The sequence below is a fragment of the Zavarzinia marina genome (assembly GCF_021568905.1).
In the GTDB taxonomy this organism is placed as follows: domain Bacteria; phylum Pseudomonadota; class Alphaproteobacteria; order Zavarziniales; family Zavarziniaceae; genus Zavarzinia; species Zavarzinia marina.
In genome coordinates this window covers 172,799-196,306 of the sequence record NZ_JAKGSB010000006.1, presented here as the reverse complement: position 1 = coordinate 196,306, position 23,508 = coordinate 172,799, and the positions used below count along the sequence as shown (strand labels likewise).

The following is a 23,508-nucleotide window of genomic DNA, read 5'->3' as shown; positions in this document are numbered from 1 at the left end:
GTCAGGCGCTCTCGTTCGGCAGCATGAAATGGCCGTGGGCGGTGGCGATGGGACGCGTCGGGTCTTCCTGCCAGGCTTCGACGCGGACGTTGGCGACGCGCCGGCCGTGCTTCGCCACGATGGCGCGGGCGAACGTATCGCGCGGCCGGCCCGAGCGCAGATAGTCGATCGTGATGTCGATGGTCTTCGGAATGCCGGGCACCGGCATTTCCGCGATCAGCTGCGCGATCGCCGTCATTTCCAGAAAGGCGCCGATGGTGCCGCCGTGCAGCGCCGGCAGGCGCGGGTTGCCGATCAGATGGTCGGCGAAGGGCATGTTGGCGATCACGCGGCCCTCGTCGTCGGTGGTCGCGGTCACGCCGAGCAGGCGGGCGAAGGGAATGGCCTGCATCAGGCGCGACAGATCGTCGGCGCCGACGGGCTGGTTGAGGCGCGGCAGCTTGGCGGGCGGCGCATTCATGCCGTCGTCTCCTTTTCCGTTCCGTCACTTGGTCCCGTGCGATCCACCGGCGGCGTCCTGTTGGCGCCCAGCATGAAGGTGGCGACCGAATGGGCGATCGCATTGTCGCGGTCGCCGTGATGGGCGAGCGCGCGGATGAAGGCGATGTTGCGGGTGGTGCGGTAACATTCCGCGTCCACCAGTACGGCCTCGCCCGGGGTCGCCGGGCGCAGATAGTCGATGCGCAGGTCCAGGGTGGCGACACTGGTCATCTTGGTCAGGGCGCAGATGACGGCGGAACCGCAGGCGTTGTCGATCAGGGCGGTGATGATGCCGCCGTGCAGGACGCCGGTCTCGGGATTGCCCACCAGGTCCTCGCGCCACGGCAGGCGCAGGGTGGCGCGGGCGGGACCGGCCGAGACCACCTCCATCCCGACCGCCATGGCGAAGGGAATGGGGGCGAGCAGCATGTCCTTGTTGTCGCCGATCATCTCGCCGATCAGCTTGGGGCGTTCGGTGGTATCGCTCATGCTTCTGTCTTCCCCTCGGCCGTATCGGTGTCGGCCGCCTTGTTCGCGCCGGCGGCGAGGCGGGCCTCGACCAGGCGGTCGACGAGGGCGGCCAGGCGCTCGAAATCGCGGTCCTTGAAATTGACGTCGGTCTGGTTGAAGGGGATTTCGATGTCGCGTTCGCGGAACCCGCGATCGATCGCGAACATCAGCGCCGTCCGCACCGAGAGGATCTCCTCGACGTTGGCGATGTAGCAGCGCAGGATGAAATCCAGCGAGCTGGCGCCGAAAGCCTGAAACACCACATAGGGCTTGGGATAGGAAAGCACGGATTTGTGCCCCGTCGCCACCTCCATCAGGGTCTTTTCGACCAATGCGGTATCGGAACCATAGGCGACGCCGACGGGGATCTCGATCCGCCCCATCTTGTTGCGCAGCGTGTAGTTCACGATCGACTGGGACAGCAGTTCGCCGTTCGGCACGACCACGGTCGCGCGGGTGAAGGTCTCGATCTCGGTCGCGCGCACGTTGATGCGCCGGACCGTGCCCTCGGCCGTGCCGACGATGATCCAGTCGCCCACCTTGATCGGGCGTTCCGCCAGCACGATCAGGCCCGAGATGAAATTGTTGACGACATTCTGCAGGCCGAAGCCGATACCGACCGACAGCGCGCCGGCGATGATGGCGATGTTCGAGAAGTCGATGCCCGCGACCGAGACCGCGACGACGAGGCCGAGGGTGGTGCCGGCATAGCCCGCCGCCGACTTGATCGAATTGCGCGCGCCGACGTCGAAGCGGGTCTGGGGCAGGATGCGCCGTTCCAGCAGGCGCTGGACCATCCGCGTCACGCGAAGCGCCAGGACGAAGATCGTGATCGACAGCAGGATGTCGGTGAAGGACAGGGTGAAATTGCCGATGGTCACCCCGGTGACGCCGGATTCCAGGAAATCGAGAATGTCCTGGCGCGGCACCCCGGCGCTCGGCAGGAACAGCAGGAAGATGACGCCGGCAAGGACGATGTTGAAGAAGCCGGCGATCCAGAAATGGGCGATGCGCCCCGAATCCTCGGAAAGGCCGAGGGCGCCGCGGATCTGGCGGAGCGGCCCGCGCTGGGCATTGATGAGGGCCCAGACCGCTTCCCCGACCAGGGTCGAGATCGCCCAGAACAAGCCGAACAGCAGGCCCACCATGACCACGTTGCGGGTCAGGTAGTCCGAGAGATTGTGATAGCCGGCGAGTGCCGAGATCGGGATCGCCAGCACCGCGAGGCGCAGGATCCGGCGCGGCAGGATATAGAGTCGGGGATCCTGGGTCTCGCCGTCGGCGGCATCCATGGTGGCGGCGCTGCGCCGCCACGCCCGGTCGCTCAGCATTGGCCAGAGCCCGAAGGCGAGGGTCGAATTGGCCAGGAAATCGAGCAGGGCGTCGAGACTTTCGCCCTGGTCGGTGATCCGCAGGGCGATGCGCAGGAAGACGCTGATGCCGACCATGACCGCCAGCAGCCTGAGCCGCGCATCGAGGCTGTCGGCGCTCTCCTCCTCGAGGCCGGCGACGCGCCATTGCGGCAGATGCGGCTGCAGGGCGACATGGGCGAAGCCCGCGATGACGAAATAGAGCGACAGGCCGACGATGAGCCCGGTGACGATGAAGCGCATGTCGCCGACCAGCAGGCCGTGGACCTTGAGCGAGACATAGACCGAGCCGATGGCGAGCACCGGAATGACGCAGGAGGCAAGCCCGCCGGCCGCCGCCGCCAGCACCCGGCGCGCCTGATTGGGCGCCTCGACCTCGGCGCGCGGCCCGCCCCGGCGCAGGAGCCAGCGGCGGATCGGCCAGCCCATGACCGTCGCCCCGGCGATCACCAGGAGCAGGGTCGGCAGGGCGCCGCCGAGATCGACCGAACCGGCGACGATGGTCCACCAGTTCGCCGGTGCGTCGGCCAGTTGCTCGACCACATCCATGCCCTCGGGCCCGGCCTTGGCGAGCAGCTCGAGGGAGAGGGGCGAGGGTTCGCGCGACAACACCCGGTCGGTCAGCAACTTGCGGGTTGCCTCCACCGCGATGTCGATCAGGGCGACGGCACGGGCCGCGACGATCGCGGCGCGCTTGGCGCGGCCGTCCAGATCCGCCAGTTCGGCGTTCAGATTGGCGCGCTGCTGCGCCAGTTCCGGCGCCTCCTTGGCGCCTTCCTCGGTCGGGGGCGGGCCCAGCGCGTCGAGCAGGGTGCGGGTCTTGGCCAGGGATTCGTTGGTCGCCGCCGCGGCTTCGCGGGCGTTGTCGCGGATGGTTTCGAGTTCGTGACGCCAGGCGATCAGTTCCGCCTCGCCGGCGCCTGGATCGCGCACGGCACCGTCGAGTACCTCGAGGCGCCTGGACCAGGTTTCCACCTGGCGCGTGAAATCGGCGGCATCCGCCGCCACCGGCACGCCGGCGATCGGCTGGTCGGGGTTGTTCGACTGCGCCCGTGCCGTCGGCACGGCCAGCAGCGACAGAAGAAGGATCAGGAGCGCCAAGGGGCGTCGGGTCGCGCGAAACATGCCGGCCTGTGTCATACTTTCCGACGCGACACTAGCGAGGCCGGCAGATGGCGACAAGCATCACGCCGAGCGGCGCCGTGAATTGACGCTGGCGTCATTTTCTGGAAGATGGCGATCGCTTTCGGGCGGCGGGCGTCTGTGTGAAAAACGTCGACAGCATCATTTTCTTGGCCGAGTCTGGCGGGGCGGGAACAGCGGTTCCGTCCCGGCCGGGCCGCCGGGGCCGCCGTCCGGCGGCGTTTCGGCATTCGGGGGATTCCGGGGACGGGGGTGGCATGGCGGACAGCGTTGTGTCTGTCGGGGACGAGGCAATGTCGGTTGACGACGAGCCCATGGACGGAAGACCCATGGACGGAAGGCTCATCGACGAAAGGCCCATCGGCGAAAGGGCCGAGGCCGAAGGCGGCCGGCGGGCGGCGACCAAGGCCCAGAACCGGGCCCAGATCCTGGTCGCGGCGCGGGAAGTCTTCGCCAGTCTCGGCTATGACGCGACGACGGTGCGCGACATCATCCGCCGCACCTCGCTGGCCTCGGGCACGTTCTACAATTATTTCCCGACCAAGGAGGCGGTGTTCCGGGCCGTCGTCGACGACAGCGCCCGCCGCCTGCGGAAGAGACTCCGCGCCGAGCGCCGCTCCGCGCGGACCTTCGAGGAATTCTGCTACCAGGCCTATTCGACCTATTTCCGCTATGTCGTCGAGGACCGGCCGACCTACGACCTGATCCGGCGCAACGTGGCGGCCATCGCCACCGTGTTCAACAGTCCCGAACTGGCGGAGGGGCGCGGCGAATTGCGCGAGGACGTGGAGGATGCGGTGCATCGCGGCCTGTTGCCGGCCGGCACCGATCCGGACTATCTGACGCTGGCCATTCACGGCATCGCCGTCAACATGGCTGGGCGCATGATCGAGACGGGTGACAACGACGTGGAACGCGCGGCCCGTTTCGCGACCAATCTCTTGGTGCGTGGGGCCCAGGCGGCGCCCCGCGGCTGAAAAAGACGACTAGGGGAGAGACGACTTGTCGAAACTGAAGCGACTGATCGAGAAGTGGCTGGTGTGGCTGCTGATGCGCCTGCCGAAGTCGTGGCTGCTGCGCCTTTCCGGCGGCAAGCCGATCCAGATCGAGGGCAAGACCCTGGATCCGCAGATCCAGTTCATGCTGGCCCTGGCGGCCAAGCGACCGGCGATCAACGAATTGCCGGTGCCCGCGGCGCGCCAGATGTATCGCGACATGGCCTATACGTTCGGCGGCAGCCCGCGTTCCATGGCCCGGGTCGAGGAACGGCGCGTGCCCGGCCCCTATGGCGATATTCCGGTGCGCCTCTACGTGCCTCACGACATGCCGGCGGGTCCGGCGCCGATGCTGATCTTCTTCCATGGCGGCGGTTTCGTCATCGGCGACCGTGAAGCCTATGACCAGCCCTGCCGTTTCTACGCCGATACCGCGCGCTGCCGCGTGCTGTCGGTCGACTACCGTCTCGGGCCCGAGTTCAAGTTTCCGGTGCCGATCGACGAATGTCTGGCGGTATGGCGCCATGTCGTGGCCAACGCGGCCGACTATGGCGCCGATCCGGCGCGCCTCGCGGTCGGCGGCGACAGTGCGGGCGGCCATCTCTCCGCCGTCGTCTGCCAGCAGGCGAAGCTCGCGGGCGATGTCCTGCCCAGGCACCAGTTGCTGATCTATCCGGTGGTGGATATCGCCCGGGACTGGCCGTCCCACGAAACCTATGGCGACGGCTTCCTGCTGACCCATGACGCCATGAATTGGTTCATGGGCCATTTCCTGCCGCCCGAACAGGACAAGACCGACATCAGGGTCTCGCCGCTCCGCAATACCGATATGGCGGGCCTGCCGGCCGCGACCCTGGTGATCGCCGGTTTCGATCCCCTGCAGGACGAAGGCCGCGCCTATGGCGAGGCGCTGGCGGCGGCGGGCGTGCCGGTGAAGGTCTTGGCCTACGACAGCCTGATCCACGGCCTGATCTCGCTCGGCGGCAATGTCGCGGCGTCCGACGTGGCCAACGCCGAGATCGCGGCGTCGCTGCGCGCGGGCCTCGCCGCCTGAGGCCCGCTCAGTCCGGCAGGATCTCGTCGGTATAGCCGGCGAGACGATAGGCGACGAGGCCGATCCATTCGCGCAGGCCCCGGGTCGAAAGCTCCAGGGTCTGCCCGAAGGCGAGCGGTTCCCACGCCGTGTCGGGCCCCGGCGACAGGGGCGCCACCGGCCAGGGCAGGACGTTCCAGCCGCCGTGGCGGAAGATCGCGACCGAGCGCGGCATGTGGACGGCACCGGTCACCAGGATCCAGGGCGCGCCGTCCACCGTGCCCGCCAGTTTCCGCGCCTCCACCTCGTTCTCGTGGGTGTTGCGCGAATGGGGCTCGAAGGTGATGCGCGCGACGTCGAAGCCGATCGCGGTATAGAGATCACGGGCGAACCAGGCTTCCGTCTTCTCGACGCTGCCCAGCCCGCCATAGCCCCCCGCCCAGATGATCGGCGCCTCGGGAAAGCGGCGCGCGAGTTCGAGCAGCGCCGTCACCCGGTCCGGATCGGCCGCCAGCACCGGCGTGTCGAAGGCGATCGACTGTTCGTTGCTGATGGCGCCGCCAAGGACGATGATGCCGCCGATCGTCCCGGGCAGGGCGGGGCGCATGGGAAAGCGCTGGTCGAGCACCGCCGTCGCCCAGGGGCCGATCGGCGTCGCCCCGGCGAGAAGGATGACCGCGATCCCGCCCCACGCCAGGCCCCGCGCCGTCCGCCGCAGGCGGGCCAGCGCGGCGGCGACCGCCAGGATGCCCAGCAGGCAGGCGAGGTTGAACGGCGCGGCGATCAGCCAGAAGATTTTGGAGGCGATGAAGAACATCTCGGTGCCGGGGTCGGGGTTGGGGCCGGTGTCGGGCTCAGGCGCGGCGGAACACGACGGCGGCGCCCCAGCCGAAGGCGACGGCGATGGCGACCGCGGCGATGCCGTAGAGGGCCGGATAGTTGCGGGCGGCCTTGAACACCCAGCGCTCGAGGCCGGTCTTGTCGACGAAGAGGGCGGAGGCATTGGCGCCCGCCAGCTCGCCGTCGTTGAACAGATAGATCTCCGCCTTGTAGCTGCCCACGGGCACGTTGGAGGGGAACTGGAACTCGGCCCTGAACAGGTTCGGCCCGATGAAGGTGACCGGCACGCGGATGGGGTTGTAGAGCCCGTTCCGCTCCTTCAGGCGGCGGATGGCGTCGCGGAACGGCGTGGCGGCGGGATCGGGCGGCGCGCCCTCGGGCAGGGCGTAGTCGATCGGGCGGAGCGCGTCGAGGCCGATCTGATGGCGCGCGAAATGGCTTTCGGCGCCGATGTCCTCCAGCGGCCGGGTCGCGGCGACGGCGTAATAGGCGGGCACGCCGATGAAGGGATGGGCCGCGGCATTCACCCAGATGCCGAAGACGCGTTCCTTGCGGCGCACCCGCAGGCTCTGGTCCGGGCCGCGCAGCACGATCACCACGTCGCGCCGCCCCGGCCCGTCGGGCACCACCGCGCCGAAGACCAGGATCGACGAGCCGGTGAAGCTGGAGGTGATGGCGATCAGGCGGTGGGAGAGATCGGCGCTGAGACTGTCGGCGCGCGCGGCGTGCGGCCGGGCGACGCCGGCCAGCAGCAGGAACAGGCAGAGGGCGAGGGCGCGTCTCATGGCCGGCCCCCGATCAGGGTCAGGGAATAGAGTTCCGCCGGCTCGATCAGCAGGTCGACGGCGAGGCGAAGGCCGACCGCCAGCACCAGCAGGCTGAGCAGCACGCGCAATTGCTCGCCCTTCAGGCGCATCGAGACACGGGTGCCGAACTGGGCGCCGATGACCGAGCCGACCAGCAGCAGCATGGCCAGGATGACGTCGACCGACTGGTTCGCCCAGGCCTGGAGGAAAGTGACGGAGGCGGTTACGAAAATGACCTGGAACAGGGAGGTGCCGATGACCACCTGGGTCGGCATGCCGAGCAGATAGATCATCGCCGGCACCAGGATGAAGCCGCCGCCGACACCCATGATCGCCGACAGCACGCCGATGGCGAAACCGACCGTCAGCGGCATCAGGGCGCTGATGTAGAGCCGCGACTTCCGGAAACGCATCTTGAAGGGCAGGCCGTGGACCCAATTGTGCTGGTGCAGCTTGCGCCGTCGCGGGCCGCCGCGATGCTGCTTCCAGAGCGCGCTGGCGCTTTCGACGAACATCAGCCCGCCGATGGTGCCGAGGAAGACGACATAGGAAATGGCGACCACGACGTCGACCGTGCCGGCCTTGCGCAGCGCCGCGAAGGCCCACGACCCGAGGCCGGAACCGACAAGGCCGCCGGCGGTCAGAACAAGGCCCATGGGAATGTCGACGGTGCCCCGGCGCCAATGGGCGATGACGCCCGAGACCGAGGAGGCGACGACCTGCTGCGCCCCGGTGCCCACGGCGACCGGCGCCGGCACGCCGATGAAGATCAGCAGGGGGGTGATCAGAAAACCGCCGCCGACGCCGAACAGGCCGGACAGGAAGCCGACCGCCCCGCCGATACCGAGAAGCATGAAGACGTCGACCGAAAGCTCGGCAATGGGCAGGTAGATCTGCATCGGGAATCGGCCGTCGCGCTTCGAGTTCCTGGCCGATTATGGGAGCCGCCGTCCGGTGGTGCAATGCACAGGGCGGGCTCGCGCCCTCAGTCGGTCACGCCGGCGGCCCGCAGGTGCCGGCGAAGCCGCCCCGAAAGCCACAGGAAGAACATCCGGTAATCGGAGATCAGCGACCAGAACGGATAGGTGAAGGTCGCCGGGCGGTTCTTCTCCACCCCGAAGTGCCCGACCCAGGCGAAGAAATAGCCCGCCAGCGGCATGCCCAGCAGCCACCAGGCATTGCCGGTCAGCACCGCCGCCGCCAGGAAGCCGAAGGTCAGGCTGGTGCCGAAATAGTGCAGGGCCCGCGTCTCCGGCTTGGCGTGCTCTTGAAGGTAATAGGGGAAGAAATCGGCGTAACGCTCGATCGTCTGGTCGCGATTGCTGGTCATGGCGCTCTCCCGTTTTCGTGATCCTGCGCCGGTTTGCCGGTCTTTGCCACAACCCTGTTGACGGCCGGCGCACTCGCATATGGGGTTTTCCGCAATGGATGAAATATTTCGGCAATGGGCAGGGATATAAAATTTCCCAATCTGACAAATGACCAGTTGACGTTAACGTCAACGTCACCTATGACTCCGCCAACCAGAGGAGGAGGCGGTCGCATGAGGACAGGGGCGGAGCCCGCGGGATCGAAGACTTACTCGATCACCCAGCTTTCCGAGGAATTCAGCGTCACGCCCCGCGCGATCCGCTTCTACGAGGATCGCGGCCTGCTGCACCCGCGCCGCGAAGGCCAGACCCGGATCTATTCCCAGCGCGACTGGGTGCGCCTGCTGCTCATCCTGCGCGGCAAGCGGGTCGGCTTCTCGCTGGCGGAACTGCGCGAAATCCTGGACCTCTACGATCTCGGCGACCAGCAGACGGAACAGATCCGCCTCACCCTCGTGCTCGCCCGCAACAAGATGGTCGCGCTGGAACGCCAGCGCCAGGACATCGATCAGACCATGGCGGAGCTCGGCACCGCCTGCACCTATTTCGAGAAACTGCTGGCGGAACGCGGCCTCGACCCCGAGGCGGCGATCGCGGCCCCCCGGCAGCGCAGGGCACGGACGGCGTGACCGCCGCCATGCTGACAAATTTGTTTGGAAAGATGCTTGAGTTGTCTTCGCCAAGCCGCTATGGCGATGCGAGCCGGAAGGAAACCGGCGGGAATGCGCAACATCGTTGCGCGCGGGCCTGGGAGCGGCCCGCGCACGGCGGCGCCCCGTCCCCCTTCCGGAATCAGGCTGTCTGAGGAGAGACCAATGCCCAGCTTCAAGGCGCCCGTGGACGATATCCGCTTCGTCCTGCACGACGTTCTGAACATCGAGAAATATTCCAACCTGTCGGGCTTCGCCGACGCCCCGAAGGACGTCGTCGACGCGGTCCTCGAGGAAGGCGCCAAGCTGTGCGAGCGCGTTCTCGCCCCGATCAACCAGTCGGGCGACGAGGAAGGCTGCACCATCGAGGACGGCGTGGTGACCACGCCCAAGGGCTTCAAGGAAGCCTACAAGCTGTTCACCGAGGGCGGCTGGTCGGGCATCACCTCCGATCCCGAATACGGCGGCCAGGGCATGCCCTATGTGCTGGGCTTCGCGGTCAACGAATTCGTCTCGTCGTCGAACATGGCCTTCGGCATGTACCCGGGCCTGTCCCACGGCGCCTATGAGGCGATCCACGTCTGGGGCACGGACGAGCAGAAAGAGACCTATCTGCCGAAGCTGGTGTCGGGCGAATGGACCGGCACCATGAACCTGACGGAGCCGCATTGCGGCACCGACCTCGGCCTGCTGCGCACCAAGGCGGAGCCGCAGGAAGACGGCACCTACAAGATCACCGGCACCAAGATCTTCATCTCCGCCGGTGAACAGGATCTGTCCGACAACATCATCCACCTCGTGCTGGCCAAGATCCCCGGCGGGCCGGAAGGCGTGAAGGGCATCTCGCTGTTCATCGTGCCGAAGTTCATGGTCAACGAGGACGGTTCGCTCGGCGCCCGCAATGCGGTGAAGGCCGGCAACATCGAACACAAGATGGGCATCTGCGGCAACGCCACCTGCGTCATGAACTACGACGAGGCGACGGGCTTCCTGATCGGCGAGCCGCACAAGGGGCTCCGCGCCATGTTCACCATGATGAACGCGGCCCGTCTCGGCGTCGGCGTCCAGGGCCTGTCCCAGGCCGAGGTCGCCTATCAGAACGCGGCGGCCTATGCCAAGGAACGCCTGCAGATGCGTTCCATCTCGGGCACCAAGTTCCCCGAGAAGCCGGCGGACCCGATCATCGTGCATCCGGACGTGCGCCGCATGCTGCTGTCGATCCGCGCCTTCACGGAAGGCGCGCGCGCCTTCTACCTGTGGACCGGCCTGAAGATCGACATCGCCCACCGCGACCCGGACGCGGCGGTGCGCGAGGCGAACGAGGACATCGTCGCCCTGGTCACCCCGGTCGTGAAGGGTTACCTGACCGACAAGGGCTTCGAGTCCGCGGTCAATGCCCAGCAGGTCTTCGGCGGCCACGGCTACATCAAGGAATGGGGGATGGAGCAGTTCGTTCGCGACGCCCGCATCACCCAGATCTACGAAGGCGCCAACGGCGTGCAGGCGCTCGACCTCGTCGGCCGCAAGCTCGGCGCCAAGGGCGGCCAGCCGCTGATGGCCTATATCGGCGAGATCGAGGCCTTCATCGCCGACAACGAAGGCAACGCCGACCTGAAGCCCTTCCTGGACGGGTTGCGCACCGCGACCGACCACCTGCGCGACGGCGCCATGTGGTTCATGCAGAACGCCATGGCCAACCCGGACAACGCGGGCGCCGGTTCGGTCGACTACATGCACCTCTTCGGCATCCAGGTCCTCGCCTACATGTGGTCGCAGATGGCCAAGGTGGCGCTGGAAGCCAAGGCGGCCGGCACGGCGACCGAGTTCCACGACAACAAGCTGATCGTCGGGCGCTTCTTCATCGCCCGCATCGTGCCCGAGACGGCGTCGCTGCTGGCCAAGATCTCCGCCGGCGCCGACACCATCATGGCGCTGGACGCGGCCAACTTCTGATCACTCCGCAAGCGGAGGAGACGCGGGGAACGGCGAGGCCAGCGCCGTTCCCCGCCACGACAAAAGGCAGCGGAACCGGGGAACGTCCACGGTTCCGCAAGACCATACAACCTGGCAGAGGAGAGAAACGATGTTCGAGCGCACCCTGAAGCTCAGTGAAGAAGACCGGATGGTGTACGACAACGCGCTGAAGTTCTTCGAGCGCGAGTGCGTGCCGCACAACGAACGCTGGGACGAGGCGGGCGTCATCGACCGTGAAGCCTGGGAAAAGGCGGGCGCGGCCGGTCTCCTCTGCGCCACCATGCCCGAGGAATACGGCGGCTCGGGCCTCAATTTCCGTGCCTCCACCATGCTGATGGAAGCCCAGATCGAGGCGGGTGCCTCCGGCCCCGGCTTCTCGCTGCATTCGGACATCGTCGCCCCCTACATCCATGCCTACGGCTCGGAAGAGCAGAAGCAGCGCTGGCTGCCGCGCATGGCGACGGGCGAGTTGATCGGCGCCATCGCCATGACCGAGCCGGGCGCCGGCTCCGACCTCCAGGGGGTCCGCACATCGGCCAAGAAGGACGGCAACCACTACGTCATCAACGGCCAGAAGACCTTCATCACCAACGGCCAGCTCGCCAATCTGATCATCGTCGTCGCCAAGACCGACCCGACCAAGGGGGCCCATGGCACCTCGCTGATCGTGGTCGAGACGGATGAGGTCGAAGGCTTCCGCCGCGGCCGCAACCTCGACAAGGTGGGCATGGCGGCGCAGGACACGTCGGAACTCTTCTTCGACGAAGTCCGCGTACCGACGTCGAACCTGCTCGGGCACGAGGAGGGCCAGGGCTTCATCCAGCTCATGCAGCAGCTTCCCTCGGAACGCCTGCAGATCGGCGTCACCGCGATCAAGACCGTCGAGCTGGCGCTGGCGATCACCACCAAATACACCAAGGAGCGCACGGCGTTCGGCAAGCCGGTGTTCAGCTTCCAGAACACCCGCTTCAAGCTGGCGGAGATCGCGACCGAGGCCCGCATCGCCCGCGTCTTCGTCGACCACTGCATCGAACTGCTGGTCGAGGGCAAGCTCGACGTCCAGACCGCGGCCATGGCCAAGTGGTGGTGTTCGGAACTGCAGTGCAAGGCGGTGGACGAGTGCCTGCAGCTCCATGGCGGCTACGGCTTCATGATGGAATATCCGATCGCGAAGATGTTCGTGAACGGCCGCGTCCAGAAGATCTACGGCGGCACCAACGAGATCATGAAGGAACTCATCAGCCGCATGCTGTGATCCATTCCCGCGTCATCCCGGCCGGCTGCCTGGATGACGGGCAAACATCAAAGACCGACAAGCTTCACCTGAGGAGAGAACCATGGCCGACGCATATATCCTCGACGCGGTGCGCACGCCGCGCGGCAAGGGCAAGAAGGACGGCAGCCTGCACGAGGTGACGTCGCTTCATCTCGCCACCACGGCGCTGAAGGCGATCCGCGACCGCAACAATCTCGACACCACCATGGTCGAGGACGTCGTGCTCGGCTGCGTCGAGCCGGTGGGCGAGCAGGGCGCCGACATCGCCCGCATCGCGGTCCTGAATGCCGATTACGCCGAGACCACGGCGGGCGTGCAGATCAACCGCTTCTGCGCCTCGGGCCTCGAGGCGACCAACATGGCGGCGGCCCAGGTCATGTCGGGCCAGAGCCCGATGTCGATCGGCGGCGGCGTCGAAGCCATGTCGCGCGTGCCCATGGGCACCTCGGGCGGCGCCTGGCCGATGGACCCGCAGATCGCCTTCAAGTCCTATTTCGCGCCGCAGGGCGTCTCGGCCGACCTGATCGCGACCAAATACGGCTTCTCGCGCGAGGACGTCGACGCCTATGCGATCGAAAGCCAGAAGCGCGCCAAGCACGCCTGGGACAACGGCTATTTCAAGAATTCGATCGTCCCCGTGAAGGACATCAACGGCCTGACCATCCTGGACCATGACGAGCACATGCGCCCGGATGCGACCATGCAGTCGCTCGCCTCGCTGAACCCGTCGTTCCAGATGTTCGGCGAGATGGCTTTCGACGGCGTCGTCCAGCTCCGCTACCCGGAAGTCGAGCGCGTGGAACACGTTCACCATGCCGGCAACTCGTCGGGTATCGTCGACGGCGCCGCCGCCGTGCTGCTCGGCTCCAAGGAAGCGGCCGATGCCGCCGGCATCAAGCCGCGCGCCAAGATCCGCAGCTTCACCTCGATCGGTTCCGAGCCGTCGATCATGCTGACCGGCCCCTCGGCCGCCGCCGAACGGGCCCTGAAGCGTGCCGGCATGAAGCCGACCGACATCGACCTCTACGAGCTGAACGAAGCCTTCGCCTCGGTGGTGCTGCGCTTCATGCAGGCCCTCGACGTGCCCCACGACAAGATCAACGTGAACGGCGGCGCCATCGCCATGGGCCACCCGCTGGGGGCCACCGGTGCCATGATCCTCGGCACCGTTCTCGACGAACTGGAGCGCCGCGATCTCAACACCGCGCTGATCACGCTCTGCGTCGGCGCCGGCATGGGCACCGCCACCATCATCGAGCGCGTCTGAGCGACGGGGTAAGAGAGCCATGAGCAACAACATCAATTACAACGTCGACGCCGACGGTATCGCCACCATCACCTGGGACATGGCCGGCCGTTCCATGAACGTGCTGAACGAGTCCTCGATCCGCGATTTCGCCGAAGCGACCGAAAAGGCCATCGCCGACGAGGCGGTGAAGGGTGTCATCATTACCTCGGCGAAGGATGCCTTCCTCGCCGGCGCCGATCTCGACATGCTGGTGAAGACCGCCTTCGGTCCGAAGGACGCCAAGGCCCTGACCGAGAATTCGGGCACCCTGCAGAAGATCTTCCGCCGTTACGAGACCAGCGGTAAGCCCTTCGTCGCGGCGATCAACGGCACCGCCCTCGGCGGCGGTCTCGAAATCACGCTGGCCTGCCACTACCGCATCGCCGCCGACAATCCGAAGACCAAGCTCGGTCTTCCCGAAGTGAAGGTCGGCCTGCTGCCGGGCGCCGGCGGCACCCAGCGCCTGCCCCGCATCATTGGCATCGCCAAGGCCCTGCCGCTGCTCCTGCAGGGCAAGGAACTGGATCCGAAGAAGGCGCTGGCCGAAGGCATCGTGAACGAAGTGGTGCCGGCCGATCAGCTGCTCGCCCGCGCCAAGGAATATCTGATGGGCTCGCCCGTCAGCGCCCAGCCGTGGGACGACAAGAAGTTCAAGGTGCCGGGCGGCGCGGTCTACAGCCCGACGGGCGCCCAGACCCTCATGGGCGGCATCGCCATGTCGCACAAGGAGAGCTTCGGCAATTATCCGGCGATCAAGGCGATCCTGTCCTGCGTCTATGAAGGCCTGCAGATTCCCTTCGACGCCGGCCTGCGTGTCGAGACCCGTTACTTCGTCTCGCTGCTGCTGGACCCGACCGCCGGCAACATGATCCGCACCCTGTTCATCTCCATGCAGGAGCTGAACAAGGGCGCCCGCCGTCCGGTGGGCGAGCCCGAGACCGAGGTGAAGAAACTCGGCATCCTCGGCGCCGGCATGATGGGCGCGGGCATCGCCTATGTCTCGGCCATGGCCGGCATCGAATGCGTGCTGCTGGACCAGACCATCGAAGCCGCCGAAAAGGGTAAGGCCTATTCGACCAATCTTCTCGACAAGGCGATCTCGCGCGGTCGCTCGACCCCTGAGAAGAAGGAGAAGCACCTCGCCCTCATCACCCCGACCACCGATCATGCCGATCTCGCCGGCTGCGACCTGGTGATCGAGGCGGTGTTCGAGAACCGCGAGGTCAAGGCCGAGGCGACCAGGAAGACCGAGGCCGTGATCCCCGAGACCGCGATCTACGCCTCCAACACCTCGACCCTGCCGATCACCGGCCTGGCCGAGGCGTCGAAGCGCCCCGAGAGCTTCATCGGCATCCACTTCTTCTCGCCCGTCGACAAGATGATGCTGGTCGAGATCATCATGGGCAAGCAGACGAACCAGCGGGCGCTCGCGGTCGCCATGGATTACGTCAAGAAGATCCGCAAGACCCCGATCGTCGTCAACGACAGCCGCGGCTTCTACACCAGCCGCTGCTTCGGCACCTATGTCAACGAGGGCATCGAGATGCTGGCGGAAGGCATCGCGCCCGCCATCATCGACAATGTCGGCCGTGCGACGGGCATGCCCCGTGGTCCCCTCGAGATGAACGACGACGTCGCCCTCGACCTCGGCCACAAGGTGCGCACCCAGACCAGGCTGGACCTGGGCGATGCCTATGAGGCGACGCCTGCGGACGACATCGTGGAAACCCTGGTGGTCAAGCTCGGCCGCTATGGCCGCAAGAACGCCAAGGGCTTCTACGAATATCCGGCCGACGGCAAGAAGTACCTGTGGGAAGGTCTCGCCGACCTCGCCCCGGTGAAGCAGACCGAAGGCACGCCGGCGCTGATCAAGGAGATCCGCGACCGTCTGCTGGTCCGCCAGGCCGTCGAAGCCGCCCGCTGCTTCGAGGAAGAGGTCACGACCGACGTGCGCGATGCCGACGTCGGCTCGATCCTGGCCTGGGGCTTCGCGCCCTGGACCGGCGGCCCGTTGTCCTACATCGACCGGATCGGCGTCGCCGAATTCGTGAAGATGGCCGACGGCTTCGCCCAGCAGTACGGCAAGCGCTACGCCCCGCCGCAGATGCTCCGCGACATGGCCGCCAAGGGCGAGACCTTCTACCAGACCGCCAAACTGGCCGCCGCCGCCGAGTAATCGGCCCAGGCACCAACGAGAAAGGCCGGCGGGGCGACCCGCCGGCTTTTTTCGTTTGGTCCCCTGGATATTGCTCTCAAGCAAGTTCGCGATATGATGGACCAACTATTGGTCCATTTCGGATTAACCATGGAACGGAGACCGGGGCATGCGGATATCCGTGAGTGACGCCAAGGCGCAATTGACGGAATTGGTGCGCCGTGCCGAAGCGGGGGAGGAGGTCGTGCTCACCCGCCATGGCCATGCCGTCGCGCGACTGGCGCCCATCAAGGCTGCCGTCGATCCCGCCGCAAGGCGGCGCCTGCTGGAACACCTGCGCGCGGCGGCCGCGCCGACACTGGGCCCGGCAGCGGCGCGCAGCCAGGATGTCCTCTACGGCGGCGATGGCTTGCCCGAATGATCGTCGTCGATACCTCGGCCCTGATGGCCATTCTGCTGGGCGAGGCCGAGGGTGAGGTCTGTATCGCCGCGCTCGAGACCGCCGATCGCCTGCTGATTTCGGCCGGAACCGTCGCGGAAGCGATGATCGTCGCGCGTCTGCGGAACGTGGGCGCGGAGATGGAGACGCTGATCGACGGATTGGGCTTCGATATCGTTCCGCTGTCGGCGGCGGGAGCGAAGCAGGTGGCCGACGCCTATGGCCGCTGGGGTAAGGGCATCCATCCCGCCGGGCTCAACTTCGGGGATTGCTTCGCCTATGCCGAGGCGATCGCCCATGACTGCCCCTTGCTCTTCGTCGGCCAGGACTTCGCCAGTACCGATGTCGCGCGGGCGCTCTGAGCGTTCATTCCGCCAATGGCCAGTAGAAATCCGGCGGGATGCCGGCTTCGGCGCGTTTCTCGTCGTTGAAGGGGGGCTTCAGGGCGCCGTGGAAATGGCGGCGCTTCAGGGCGTGGAAGGTTGCCGTCGGGTCGAGGCCATCCCGGTCGCAGAGAACGTGGAACCACTTGGCGCCATGGGCGACATGGCCGACCTCCTCGGCATAGATGGTTTCGAGGGCGGCGACGGCGTCCGCCTCATCGGCCTTGCGGAAGATCTCGATCATGGGCGGGGTGACGTCGAGGCCGCGCGCTTCGAGGATCATGGGCACGATGGCGAGGCGGGCCAGCAGGTCGTCGGCCGTATCCTCGGCCGCGCGCCACATGCCGGCATGGGCGGGCAGTTCGCCATAGCAACTGCCGCGCGCCGTCAGGCAATCGTGCAGCAGGCGGAAGTGGCGGGCCTCCTCGTCAGCCGTCCGCACCCAATCGTCGTAGAAGTCGGGCGGCATGGGCGTATCGGTGAAGCGGGCGACGATGTCCCAATGCAGGTCGACGGCGTTCAGCTCGATATGGGCGACGGCGTGGAGCAGGGCCTTCCGCCCCTGGGCCGTGCCCGGGCGCCGGCGCGGCATCTCGCGCGGGGCCAGCAGTTCGGGCCGGGCCGGGCGCGCCGGGCGCGGCGGCGGTTCGGCCCGGCCGATGGGCAGGGGCCGTCCCGCCGCCCTGGCCTCGAACCAGGCCCCGGCATGGGCGCGGGATTTGGCGCTCTTCTCCAGCGCGTCGGCCGTGGTCAGGACATCGACGGCGCGCGCGGCCAGGCAATCGGACATGGTGTGGATCAATGGGCGTCGGGCGCGTCGACGCTCATGGCGAGGGTCCGGCTGATTGCCGTCAGGTCGCGGCCGCTTTCGGCGGACCAGGCATTGAAGGCATCCTGCACCAGGGCCATGTCGCGCTTGCCGCCCGGTGCCTTGGCCACGACGCCATCGGCGATCAGGGCGGCAACGACGTCGCGCGAGGTGACGAAGGCGGGCTTGCCCAGCATGCGCAGGAAACGCATGCCGGAATCGCCGCCGAGATGGCTGCCCTGCTTCTTCAGGATCTCCAGCAGGCCGACGTAGTCCGCATCCGGCCAGTCGGCGAAGAAGCGCGCGGCACTGCCGTGTTCCCGGCGGAGATCCTGGATGAGCTGGGCATTGACCTGGATGGTGCGGATCTTGGCGCCGTTGCGCACGATCGCCGCATTCTTCAGCTGGGCATCGAAGTGCTCGTCCGACATCAGGGCGCAGGCGGCGGGATCGAAGCCGAAGAAGGCGTCCTCGAATGCCGGCCATTTGTCGTCGATCACCTTCCAGGAAAAGCCGGCGTAGAAGATGCGCCGGGTCATCAGGGCCAGGATCCGGTCGTCCGGGGTGGCGGCGATCTCGTCCGGCGTCTTGGACGGCGTTTCGGCCAGGATCGCCTCCAGCGCCTTGGGGCCACCCTTGCGGGCCGCTGCCCGGGCAAAAATTTCGGCGAAGGGCGTCATGCCGGGTCTCCCATTCTCGATCGTCCAGGCGGGACTATGGCGGGATTGCGGGGCGCGCGCCAGAGAGTGGCCGCGCCGCCGCATTGCATGGCGGCGGAGACTGGCGGATCATCGTCGGCAAGGCGGCGACTTACCGGGGAGGAGCGGCAATGGAACGGGGTTATGCACGGGCCTTGATGCTGGCGGGCCCGACTCTCGTCGGGGCCGCATTTCTGGCTTTTGCCCTCTATGAGGTGTTGCGCCCGCTGATCGGCAGTGTCTTCGCCGCCGCCGTCACCGGCGCCCTGTTCATGGCGCCGGCCGCCGTGCTGGCCCGGCGGCCGAAGACGCCGGGCGCGACCATGGCCGATGCGGTGGCCGGTTCGGCCGCCGCCGCGAACCAACGGTTCCGCAACGCCGCCCAGGCGGCGGCCGGCGATCCCCTCGGCACCGCCGCCTCCGCCCTGGATGGCGTCGGCCGCTTGTTCGAGCCCGGCAAGCGGAAGCGCTGAAGCCGTCTCTCCCACGTTGAACATATGTTTGATGTTCATTCGTTCCCATGGCCGCGAGGGCACGGATTCCGTGGGTTCGTTGTTGCTCTGCAACAATAGATTAATTCGATAATAAGAATCGTTATCAAATACCTAAGGTGCCGACGAGAAGCGCGCCCTTCCAGGGCCGGCGCATCGGACGTTCGGAGGCACGATGAAGAGCATTGGGGCGAGGGGCGTCGCCGGTTCCCTGGCGGTACTGGCGGCGATGGCGGGCGTGGGGCCGGCGCGGGCGCAGGGCGCCGAAGAGGGCATCATGCTCGGCACCGTGACGGTGGAGGGGGAAGGCATCGCCTCGGATCCGACCGGCCCGGGCGACGGCTATCGCGCCACCACCAGCCAGAGCGCGACGAAGACCGGCTCGCCGATCCTGGAAACGCCCCAGGCGGTGCAGGTGCTGACCCGCGGCCTGATGGATGACCAGGGCAGCCGCTCCATGACCGACGTCCTGCGCAACGCCGCCGGTGTCATGCCGGGCGGCTACTACTATGGCTGGGATTATTTCCGCATCCGTGGCTTCGATGCCGACGCTTCCCTCTTCATCGACGGCCTGTCCAACTCCTATTACGTCAGCACGTCGCTCGATCCCTATCTGTTCGACCGCATCGAAGTGGTGCGCGGTCCGGCCTCCACCCTCTACGGCGCGGGTTCGCTCGGCGGCATGGTCAATGCCGTCAGCAAGCGCCCCATCATGGACGATTTCGCGGACTTCGAATTCATCTATGGTACCGAGGGCGATTACATCGGCCGCGTGGATGCGGGCGGGGTACTGACGGACGACGGAACCCTGCTCGGCCGCCTGCTGGTTTCCTATGGCTCCGACGATACGTTCATCGATGAGGTCGATCCGTCGGAACATCTGGCGATCGCGCCGTCGATCACCTGGAACCCGACGACGGCGACCAGCTTCACCCTGCTGACCCAATATGCGACCGACGACAACGAGGGCGCGCCGACCCTACCGGCCTATGGCACGGTGCTGCCGAACGCCAATGGTTCCATCCCCCTCGACACCTTTCTCGGCGAGCCCGATGCGCCGGAGAGTGTGGAACTCGAAACGGCCCGCATCGGCTATGAGTTTCGCCATGAATTCAATGATTCCATCGCGATCCGCCAGAACGCCCGCGTGACCTGGCACAATGAGGACTGGGCGAACATCATCTATCCCTCCGGCTTTCCCTTAGGCGACGATCGCACCCTGTTGCGGTTCTATTACTCCCGGGAAAGCAAGGCGCTGATCGGCAATATCGACACGGCTCTCGAAGCCCGCTTCGATGTCGGCGGCTTCGAGCACTTTCTCGCCTTCGGTTTGGACTACGGCTACTTCGACGAGGATGCGACCGCATCGAACTTCACGCAATTCGACACGATCGACATCTTCACCTTGAACTACAACGGCACCGTGCCGGCCCAGCCGCTGGTGGCGCCGGCGAAGACAACGATGCGCCAGTTCGGCGTCTACCTGCAGGACCAGATCCGTTACGAGGACCTGACCCTCACGCTCGGGGGGCGCATCGACGACGCCTCGGTGGAGGATCTGACCCAGAAATCATCGGACAGCAAATTCAGCCCCAAGGTCGGCCTGACCTATGAATTCCTGCCCGGCTTCGCGGCCTACGCCAATTACAGCCAGTCCTTCATGCCGCAACCCGGCTACCTGACGGCCTCCGGCGCCAATGCCGATCCGGAAACGGGCGAGAACTATGAGGTCGGTCTCAAAGTCGAGAGCGAGGACGGTACGCTGAGCGGCACCATCGACGTTTTTCAACTCACCCGCCAGAATGTGGTCGACGACAATCCGAGCGGTGTCCTGCCGTCCGGCTCGTTCTTTTACGGTGTGACCGGCGAGCAACGCAGCCGCGGGCTCGAAGCGGACGTCCGCTGGTCGCCCATAGCCGGCCTCGACGTCACGGCGGCCTATACCTATACCGATGCCGAGGTAACCGACGATGCCAATGCGGCCAAGATCGGCCAGACCGTGCGTAACGTGCCGAAACACATCTTCAGCGCCTGGGCGCACTACCGTCTGCAGGAAGGGCCGCTCGCCGGGTTCGGGTTCGGCGCGGGGGTCAATCACTACACCGAACAGGAAGGCACCCTGCCGAACAGCTTCACCCTGCCCGCCTATACGCTGGTCAACGCGGCCGTCTCCTACGAGACGGGGCCGTTCTCGGTGCAGCTCAACGTCAACAATGTTCTCGACGAGGAATATTACGTCGGCTCCTACAGCGACTTCTACGTCCTGCCGGGGGCGCCGACCGAGGCGCAACTGACGGTCGGCTACAAATTCTAGACCAGGACCATTCGCGGCCCGCACGCGCCGGTGGCGCCGGGCGGGCCGCATCGCCTTTGGTGATCCATTTATTTGATAATGGATATCAATAGCAATTCCCTAGTCTATGGACAGGATTGTACGCATGGTTCCGCGGAGGGGGCGGGTCCGCGATGAGAGTGTTCGAGTATCGCGTATTGCGGATTTCGCTCTGTGCCCTCGCGGTGTCCCTGGCGGCCGCCGCGGTCGCGCAGACGATGGACGAGAGTGCCGTCGCCGACGGCAGCGGTACCGGCGGCCCCGAAGGCAGCCGGCACGAAAGCGACGGTGCGGCGGTCGAGGCGACGCTGCTCGGCGTCATCACGGTCACGGGCGATGATCCGGGCCGCGATCCGCTCGGCCCGGGCGACGGCTATCGCGCCCCGACCAGCCAGTCTGCGACCAAGACCGGGACCAGCATCCTCGAGACGCCCCAGGCGGTGCAGGTGTTCACGCGCCGCCTGATGGACGATCAGGGCAGCCGCTCCATGACCGATATCCTGCGCAACGCCGCCGGTGTCATGCCGGGCGGCTATTACTACGGCTGGGACTATTTCAGGATCCGCGGCTTCGATGCCGACAGCTCGCTCTTCGTCGACGGCCTGTCCAATTCCTATTACGTCAGTACCGCGCTGGATCCCTTCCTGTTCGACCGGGTGGAAGTGGTGCGCGGGCCGGCCTCCACCCTCTATGGCGCGGGTTCGCTCGGCGGCATGGTCAACGCCGTCAGCAAGCGTCCCGTGGCCGATGATTTCGCCGAGGTCGAATTCGTCTATGGCTCGCAAGCCGACTATATCGGCCGCCTGGACGCGGGCGCCGTCCTGACGGAAGACGAGAGCCTCTACGGCCGTCTCCTCTTCTCCTATACGTCGGACGGCAGTTTCATCGACCATGTCCATCCGTCGGAACGCGTCCTGGTCGCGCCCTCCCTGACCTGGAAGCCGAATGATGCGACCAGTCTCACCCTGCTCGGCCAATATCTGAACAGCCGCAACCGGGGCGCGCCGACATTGCCGGCGGCGGGCACGGTGGCGCCGAACGCCAATGGTTCCATCCCCGAGGACCGCTATCTGGGCGAACCCGAAACGCCGGCGCTCAGCGAGACCACGGAGGCGCGCATCGGCTATGAATTCCTCCATGAATTCAGCGAGGCCATGGCGCTGCGCCAGAAGGCGCGCATCACCTGGCACGACGAGGATTGGCGGAACATCGTCTATCCCTTCTGCTTCGACGGTTTCCTGATCCCGACCCCGCTCTGCGCCGCGCCCGACGACAGAACCCTGGTCCGCTTCTTCTATTCCCGCGAAGGCGAGGCGCTGATCGCCAATATCGACACCGCGCTCGAGGCCCGCTTCGACATCGCGGGCATGAACCATCTCCTCGCCTTCGGCATCGACTACAGCTACTTCGAGGAGAGCGCCTCGGAATCCGAATTCGGCATCGGGACCTTCGGCACCATCGACGTCTTCGAGCCCGACTATGGCGCGACCGTGCCGGATCAGCCGTTGACCAGTCACAAGGATTCGGTCGCGCGCCAGCTCGGTCTCTACGTCCAGGACCAGATCCGCCTCGACCTGCTGACGGTCACCCTCGGCGCCCGCTACGATCATGCCGAGGTTCTGACGACCACATGGCAGGACGACACGGGGGCCGCGTCGGGCATCGTCGACCTCATCGCGGCGGGCCTCGTCGGGACGAATGCGACGGCGCCCTATGCGAGTTCGACCGACGGCGAGTTCAGTCCCAAGGTCGGCCTGACCTATGAATTCGCCCCCGGCTTCGCGGCCTATGCGAACTACAGCCAGTCCTTCATGCCGCAACCGGGCAAGCCCGTCGCCGCCGGCGGCAACGCGCCGCCGGAGACGGGCGAGAATTGGGAAATCGGCCTCAAGGCGGAGACCGAGGACGGCGGCCTGGCCGGCACCATCGCGCTCTTCCATCTGACACGCCAGAACGTGGTCGAGGATGTGCCGACCATCGACCTCGGCACCGGCACGCAGTTCTACGACGTCACGGGCGAACAGCGCAGCCGGGGCATCGAGGCGGATGTGCGCTGGTCGCCCGTGAGGGGGCTCGACCTGCTCGCGGCCTATACCTATACCGACGCCGTGGTGACGGCCGACACCAACGCCGCGAAGGTGGGCAACCGTGTGCGCAACGTGCCGGATCACATCTTCAGCGCCTGGGCCCATTACCGCGTTCAGGACGGCATGCTCGCCGGCCTCGGCTTCGGCGCGGGCGTCCAGCATTACACGAAGCAGGAAGGCACCCTGCCGAACAGTTTCATCCTGCCGGCCTATACGCTGGTCAATGCCGCCGTTTCCTGGGAACGCGGCCCGCTCACGGTGCGGCTCAACGTCAGCAACCTCTTCGATGCGGAATATTACGTCGGTTCCTACGACGCCTTCTACGTCCTGCCAGGCGCCCCGACGGAGGTGCAACTGACCCTCGGCTACAGGTTCTAGGA

The 23,508-nt window shown here is 66.5% G+C and carries 21 protein-coding genes; 12 read left to right on the top strand and 9 right to left on the bottom strand.

Features of this window, described 5'->3' with window-relative positions; all coding sequences use genetic code 11:
* Position 1: 1 nt before the first annotated feature.
* Genes L2U69_RS16360 through L2U69_RS16350 form a run of 3 tightly spaced genes read right to left on the bottom strand, consistent with a single transcriptional unit; the run spans position 2 to position 3,461 of the window.
* Positions 2-460 carry a PaaI family thioesterase gene (locus L2U69_RS16360; RefSeq protein ID WP_236108198.1) on the bottom strand — a complete coding sequence of 153 codons (459 nt, stop codon included), beginning with the start codon at positions 458-460 and terminating at the stop codon, positions 2-4.
* Positions 457-969 (bottom strand): PaaI family thioesterase, encoded by a 513-nt coding sequence (locus L2U69_RS16355; protein WP_236108197.1) that lies wholly within the window; start codon positions 967-969, stop codon positions 457-459. The genes L2U69_RS16360 and L2U69_RS16355 overlap by 4 nt, the downstream gene beginning before the upstream one ends.
* On the bottom strand, positions 966-3,461 hold the full coding sequence (locus L2U69_RS16350) for a mechanosensitive ion channel family protein (protein ID WP_236108196.1): 2,496 nt from the start codon (positions 3,459-3,461) through the stop codon (positions 966-968). The genes L2U69_RS16355 and L2U69_RS16350 overlap by 4 nt, the downstream gene beginning before the upstream one ends.
* 371 nt (positions 3,462-3,832) lie before the next feature.
* Here L2U69_RS16350 and L2U69_RS16345 point away from each other — a divergent pair, with 371 nt between their 5' ends.
* Entirely contained in the window at positions 3,833-4,480 is a 648-nt protein-coding gene (locus L2U69_RS16345) for a TetR/AcrR family transcriptional regulator (RefSeq protein WP_236108195.1), read from the top strand.
* Between the two features lie 25 nt (positions 4,481-4,505).
* Positions 4,506-5,552, top strand: a complete 1,047-nt coding sequence (locus tag L2U69_RS16340; RefSeq protein ID WP_236108194.1) for an alpha/beta hydrolase — start codon at positions 4,506-4,508, stop codon at positions 5,550-5,552.
* Between the two features lie 7 nt (positions 5,553-5,559).
* Here the strand turns inward: L2U69_RS16340 and L2U69_RS16335 are convergent, their stop codons facing one another.
* The 4 genes from L2U69_RS16335 to L2U69_RS16320 all read right to left on the bottom strand — a co-directional run bounded on the left by L2U69_RS16335 (position 5,560) and on the right by L2U69_RS16320 (position 8,507).
* Complete coding sequence (locus L2U69_RS16335) at positions 5,560-6,348, bottom strand: YdcF family protein (RefSeq protein ID WP_236108193.1); 789 nt, start codon at positions 6,346-6,348, stop codon at positions 5,560-5,562.
* Positions 6,349-6,385: 37 nt separating this feature from the next.
* Complete coding sequence (locus L2U69_RS16330; protein ID WP_236108192.1) at positions 6,386-7,156, bottom strand: TIGR02186 family protein; 771 nt, start codon at positions 7,154-7,156, stop codon at positions 6,386-6,388.
* Positions 7,153-8,076 carry a sulfite exporter TauE/SafE family protein gene (locus L2U69_RS16325; RefSeq protein ID WP_236108191.1) on the bottom strand — a complete coding sequence of 308 codons (924 nt, stop codon included), beginning with the start codon at positions 8,074-8,076 and terminating at the stop codon, positions 7,153-7,155. Before L2U69_RS16325 ends, L2U69_RS16330 begins: the two co-directional genes overlap by 4 nt.
* A gap of 86 nt (positions 8,077-8,162) precedes the next feature.
* Positions 8,163-8,507 (bottom strand): DUF962 domain-containing protein, encoded by a 345-nt coding sequence (locus tag L2U69_RS16320; protein ID WP_236108190.1) that lies wholly within the window; start codon positions 8,505-8,507, stop codon positions 8,163-8,165.
* A 213-nt stretch (positions 8,508-8,720) separates the two neighbouring features.
* Here L2U69_RS16320 and L2U69_RS16315 point away from each other — a divergent pair, with 213 nt between their 5' ends.
* The 7 genes from L2U69_RS16315 (at position 8,721) to L2U69_RS16285 (ending at position 16,691) form a co-directional block, all read left to right on the top strand.
* The gene (locus tag L2U69_RS16315) at positions 8,721-9,176 is read left to right on the top strand and encodes a MerR family transcriptional regulator (RefSeq protein WP_236108189.1); all 456 of its coding nucleotides are present in this window, start codon (positions 8,721-8,723) and stop codon (positions 9,174-9,176) included.
* Between the two features lie 186 nt (positions 9,177-9,362).
* Positions 9,363-11,150 (top strand): acyl-CoA dehydrogenase C-terminal domain-containing protein, encoded by a 1,788-nt coding sequence (locus tag L2U69_RS16310; RefSeq protein ID WP_236108188.1) that lies wholly within the window; start codon positions 9,363-9,365, stop codon positions 11,148-11,150.
* Between the two features lie 130 nt (positions 11,151-11,280).
* A complete protein-coding gene (locus tag L2U69_RS16305; RefSeq protein ID WP_236108187.1) occupies positions 11,281-12,426 on the top strand; it encodes an acyl-CoA dehydrogenase family protein in 1,146 nt (381 codons plus the stop codon).
* 82 nt (positions 12,427-12,508) lie between these two features.
* Complete coding sequence (locus L2U69_RS16300; RefSeq protein ID WP_236108186.1) at positions 12,509-13,714, top strand: acetyl-CoA C-acetyltransferase; 1,206 nt, start codon at positions 12,509-12,511, stop codon at positions 13,712-13,714.
* Between the two features lie 19 nt (positions 13,715-13,733).
* The gene (locus L2U69_RS16295) at positions 13,734-15,911 is read left to right on the top strand and encodes a 3-hydroxyacyl-CoA dehydrogenase NAD-binding domain-containing protein (protein ID WP_236108185.1); all 2,178 of its coding nucleotides are present in this window, start codon (positions 13,734-13,736) and stop codon (positions 15,909-15,911) included.
* Positions 15,912-16,059: 148 nt separating this feature from the next.
* A complete protein-coding gene (locus tag L2U69_RS16290; protein WP_236108184.1) occupies positions 16,060-16,311 on the top strand; it encodes a type II toxin-antitoxin system Phd/YefM family antitoxin in 252 nt (83 codons plus the stop codon).
* Positions 16,308-16,691 carry a type II toxin-antitoxin system VapC family toxin gene (locus L2U69_RS16285; protein ID WP_236108183.1) on the top strand — a complete coding sequence of 128 codons (384 nt, stop codon included), beginning with the start codon at positions 16,308-16,310 and terminating at the stop codon, positions 16,689-16,691. The genes L2U69_RS16290 and L2U69_RS16285 overlap by 4 nt, the downstream gene beginning before the upstream one ends.
* A 4-nt stretch (positions 16,692-16,695) precedes the next feature.
* Here the strand turns inward: L2U69_RS16285 and L2U69_RS16280 are convergent, their stop codons facing one another.
* Both L2U69_RS16280 and L2U69_RS16275 read right to left on the bottom strand, forming a co-directional pair.
* Positions 16,696-17,502 carry a ferritin-like domain-containing protein gene (locus L2U69_RS16280; RefSeq protein ID WP_236108182.1) on the bottom strand — a complete coding sequence of 269 codons (807 nt, stop codon included), beginning with the start codon at positions 17,500-17,502 and terminating at the stop codon, positions 16,696-16,698.
* Between the two features lie 8 nt (positions 17,503-17,510).
* On the bottom strand, positions 17,511-18,200 hold the full coding sequence (locus L2U69_RS16275) for a DNA-3-methyladenine glycosylase I (RefSeq protein WP_236108181.1): 690 nt from the start codon (positions 18,198-18,200) through the stop codon (positions 17,511-17,513).
* A gap of 149 nt (positions 18,201-18,349) precedes the next feature.
* Between L2U69_RS16275 and L2U69_RS16270 the strand changes: the two genes are divergently transcribed.
* From L2U69_RS16270 to L2U69_RS16260, 3 genes are all read left to right on the top strand, one after another.
* Positions 18,350-18,691 (top strand): hypothetical protein, encoded by a 342-nt coding sequence (locus L2U69_RS16270; protein ID WP_236108180.1) that lies wholly within the window; start codon positions 18,350-18,352, stop codon positions 18,689-18,691.
* Positions 18,692-18,884: 193 nt separating this feature from the next.
* On the top strand, positions 18,885-21,023 hold the full coding sequence (locus L2U69_RS16265) for a TonB-dependent siderophore receptor (RefSeq protein WP_236108179.1): 2,139 nt from the start codon (positions 18,885-18,887) through the stop codon (positions 21,021-21,023).
* A 152-nt stretch (positions 21,024-21,175) separates the two neighbouring features.
* Positions 21,176-23,506 carry a TonB-dependent siderophore receptor gene (locus tag L2U69_RS16260; RefSeq protein WP_236108178.1) on the top strand — a complete coding sequence of 777 codons (2,331 nt, stop codon included), beginning with the start codon at positions 21,176-21,178 and terminating at the stop codon, positions 23,504-23,506.
* Positions 23,507-23,508 lie beyond the last annotated feature (2 nt).